Source organism: Methylobacterium sp. WL12 (assembly GCF_008039475.1).
Lineage (GTDB): Bacteria > Pseudomonadota > Alphaproteobacteria > Rhizobiales > Beijerinckiaceae > Methylobacterium > Methylobacterium cerastii.
On record NZ_VRUW01000189.1, the window covers coordinates 1 to 2,411 of the forward strand.

At 63.6% G+C, this 2,411-nt stretch carries 2 protein-coding genes; both read right to left on the reverse strand.

What is annotated here, in order from left to right:
• Positions 1-3: 3 nt before the first annotated feature.
• Entirely contained in the window at positions 4-783 is a 780-nt protein-coding gene (istB, locus tag FV226_RS27330) for an IS21-like element ISMex27 family helper ATPase IstB (protein WP_063988215.1), read from the reverse strand.
• Entirely contained in the window at positions 773-2,299 is a 1,527-nt protein-coding gene (gene istA, locus FV226_RS27335) for an IS21 family transposase (RefSeq protein ID WP_147754757.1), read from the reverse strand. Before istA ends, istB begins: the two co-directional genes overlap by 11 nt.
• Positions 2,300-2,411: the final 112 nt, after the last annotated feature.

A 2,411-nucleotide genomic window follows, 5' to 3' on the forward strand; every position in this document is an offset into this window, starting at 1 on the left:
TGGTCAACTCACGGTGCGGCTCCTTTTCGGCTTTCCGGCTGCGGCACTTGCCCTGAAGCGGAAGCTGTCGTTTCCGGTCTCTAGGATGTGGCAGTGGTGGGTGAGGCGATCGAGCAGCGCGGTAGTCATCTTGGCATCGCCGAAGATCCCGGCCCATTCGCTGAAGCTGAGGTTGGTGGTGATCACGACGCTGGTGCGCTCGTAGAGCTTGGACAGCAGGTGGAACAGCAGGGCCCCTCCTGAGGCGCTGAAGGGAAGATAGCCCAGTTCGTCTAAGATGATGAGGTCTTGACGCAGCAGCCGTTCGGCCAACTGGCCCGCTTTGTTTTGGGCTTTCTCTTGTTCGAGGGCATTGACCAGGTCGACGGTCGCGAAGAAGCGGACCTTCTTGCGATGATGCTCGACGGCCTGCACGCCCAGGGCGGTCGCGATATGCGTCTTGCCGGTGCCCGGGCCACCGATCAGGACGACGTTGTGTGCGCCGTCGATGAAGTCGCCTCCGTGCAGAGTGCGAACCATGGCCTCGTTGACCTCGCTGGCAGCGAAGTCGAACCCGGTCAGATCCTTGTAGGCCGGAAAGCGGGCGGCCTTGATCTGGTAGGCGACGGATCGAACCTCCCGCTCGGCCATCTCGGCCTTGAGCAGCTGGGACAGGAGCGGGACGGCTACCTCGAAGGCGGGTGCGCCTTGCTCCATGAGATCAACGACGGCCTGAGACATGCCGTACATCTTGAGCCCGCGCAGCATGACGATGATGGCGGCGCTGGCGGGATCATGACGCATGGCGCACCGCCTTCCTGCGGAGCGCGTCGTAGCGCTCGACATCGGCCTTCGGCTCCTGGCGCAAGACGAGCGCCTGTGGGGCATCGATCGTGGCCACGCTCGATGGCTTACCGTCGAGCAACCGGTGCAGGATATTGAGGACGTGGATCTTGGTGGGAACGCCGCCGTCGAGCGCCAGTTCGACCGCGCAGAGAACGGCCTGCTCGTCATGATGCAGCACGAGTGCCAGAATCTCCACCATCTCCCGATCGCCGCCAGGATGCTTGAGGAGGTGACCTTGCAGCCGCCGGAACGCGTCCGGCATCTCGGCGAAGGGAGCCCCGTTGCGCAGGGCGCCTGGCTTGCGCTGGATGACGGCCAGGTAGTGGCGCCAGTCGTAGACCGTGCGCCCGGCCATGGTATGCGAGCGCGCGATGACCCGGGGATGCTCGCACAGGATCCGGCCTTCCGCGGCCACAACGATGCGCTGCGGGTAGATCCGCAGGCTCACGGGACGGTTGGCAAGAGAGGCCGGAACCGAATAGCGGTTGCGCTCGAAGTGCACGAGGCAGGTCGGCGAGACCCGCTTGGTGTGCTCGACGAAGCCGTCGAAGGGACGGCCAAGCGGCATCAGGCTCGGCACCTCATTGGTCCACGCATCCGCAAGCGTGCCGGGAAGCTCCCCATGCGGGATCTCCTTCCAAGCCGCAATGCAGCGCGTCTCGAGCCAGGCGTTCAGCCCGTCGAGATCGGCGAAGCTGGGTAACGGTTGCCATAGCCGACGACGCGCATCCTGGACGTTCTTCTCGACCTGACCCTTCTCCCAGCCCGATGCGGGATTGCAGAAAGTTGTGTCGAACAGATAGTGGCTTGCCATAGCGGCGAAGCGCCCATTCACCTGCCGAGCCTTGCCAGACCCCACCCGATCCACGGCGGTCTTCATGTTGTCGTAGATGCCACGTCCCGGGATGCCGCCCAGCACGCGGAAGGCATGGAAGTGCGCGTCGAACAACATCTCGTGGGTCTGAAGCGGGTACGCCCGCACGACGAAGACCCGACTATGCGACAGCTTGGTGTGAGCGACCTGGAGCTTGACGCGCTCGCCCCCGAGAACCGCCCAGTCCTCACTCCAGTCGAATTGGAACGCCTCCCCTGGGGCGAAGACCAGAGGAACGAACGTTCCCCGTCCCGTGGTCTGCTGCTGGATCTGCCGGTCTTCTTTCCAACTGCGGATGAAAGCTGCGACCCGACCGTAGGAGCCGTCATATCCCAGAAGAACTAGATCGGTGTGCATCTGCCGCGCCGTGCGCCGCTGCTTGCGTGACCTACTCGCCTCCGTCTGCAGCCAGCCCGACAGCTTCGCGGCGAACGGGTCCAACTTGCTGGGCCGCTCCGGCACTCGGTAGAGCGGCTCCTTCTCATCCGACCGCAGGTACTTGCGGATCGTGTTGCGCGACAATCCTGTACGTCGCGAAATCTCCCGGATCGGCATCCCTTCTCGGAACGCCCAGCGCCGAATGACACTCAATAACGCCATGTCGATCACTCCATGACCCCCCGACCAAAAAGCCAGGGGTGGGTTCAGACACGGGTCACTTCTCGATGGAAACTTCCGGCTCCGCCGGGTCAACTCTCAGCGGAAATCAACA

What these genes read in the sequence shown, in the direction of transcription:
- istB (WP_063988215.1), bottom strand. Translation starts at nt 783, where the DNA reads ATGCGTCATGATCCCGCCAGCGCCGCCATCATCGTCATGCTGCGCGGG.
- istA (WP_147754757.1), bottom strand. Translation starts at nt 2,299, where the DNA reads ATGGCGTTATTGAGTGTCATTCGGCGCTGGGCGTTCCGAGAAGGGATG.